1 protein-coding gene is annotated in these 1,320 nt (G+C 63.8%); it reads left to right on the forward strand.

Annotated elements, in window-relative coordinates; genetic code table 11:
* Window positions 1-1,320: carbohydrate porin (locus GXY01S_RS16695; RefSeq protein ID WP_061276893.1), on the forward strand; the 1,320-nt coding region annotated here is incomplete at both ends.

The following is a 1,320-nucleotide window of genomic DNA, read 5'->3' on the forward strand; positions in this document are numbered from 1 at the left end:
CAGATCGACCCCGCCACGGTGCGCGATTCAGAACGCGCCACCGCCGAAGCGGAAGAAAAAGCCTCAGGCGATGGTGACAAACTCGATACCAGCGGCAACCTGCTGGGCAATATGTGGGGTGCCCGGCCGTGGCTGTACAAGCACGGCATCAGCTTCGATATCCAAGAAGTCGATGAAGTGTGGGGCAATGGCACCGGCGGCACGCCGTCGAGCAATGACGGCGCAGGCGGCTCGGGCACGGGACCGTCCTATGATGGCGTGACCATGCCCACGCTTACCGTGGATACCGAAAAGCTGTTCGGGCTGAAGGGCGGCCTGTTCAATGTCAGCGCGTTGCAGACACGCGGGCGCTCGATCTCGCAGGATCACCTGGCCAATTTCAACCCCGTCAGCGGGTTCGAGGCCGACCGCTCCACCCGCCTGTTCGAGCTGTGGTACCAGCAGTCCTTCCTTGGCGGCAAGCTCGACGTCAAGATCGGCCAGCAGGATCTCGATACCGAGTTCCTGATCAGCGATTACGCCTCGCTTTACCTCAACGCGAATTTCGGCTGGCCCATGGCGCCTTCGGTCAACCTGTATGGCGGCGGGCCATCGTGGCCGCTGTCGTCCCCCGCCATCCGCATCCGCTACCGGCCAAGCGAGAAGTTCACCTTCATGTTTGCCGCAGCCGACGATAACCCGCCGGGCAACCGCAACAACTCCCTGCCCATCCAGCAGGCCACCGGCTCGGCGCTGGGCAGCAACTCCGACCCCTCCAGCCAGACCTATAACGGCGCCAACGGCACGAACTTCAACATGGGCACCGGCGCGCTGCTGATGACCGAACTGCAATACGCGCTCAACCCCCAGCCCGCCGATATGGCGCACGCGACCAAGAACCCCGGCCTGCCGGGCGTGTACAAGCTGGGCGGCTACTACGATACCGCGAAGTTCGCCGACTACCGCTACAACAACCTGGGCCAGGCGCTCGGCAGCCCGAATGACACCACCGGCATACCGCGCTGGGACCGGGGCAACTGGATGGTGTATGGCATCATTGACCAGATGCTCTGGCGGCCTTCCATCACATCGGCCCGGTCGGTGGGCCTGTTCGTGCGTGCCACCGGCAATAGCGGCGACCGCAACCTGATCAGCTTCGCCATTGATGCGGGCCTGAACCTCAAGGCCCCGTTCAAGGGCCGCGATAACGACACGATCGGTCTGGGCTGGGGCATTGGCCGGGCCAGTTCGGGCGAGCGGCAGTTCGACCGCAACTCGGCCCTGACCGCCTACACGCCCGTGCAGGGCAATGAAAATCACCTTGAACTGACCTACCAGGCA

The organism is Komagataeibacter xylinus NBRC 15237, assembly GCF_001571345.1.
Taxonomy (GTDB): domain Bacteria; phylum Pseudomonadota; class Alphaproteobacteria; order Acetobacterales; family Acetobacteraceae; genus Komagataeibacter; species Komagataeibacter xylinus.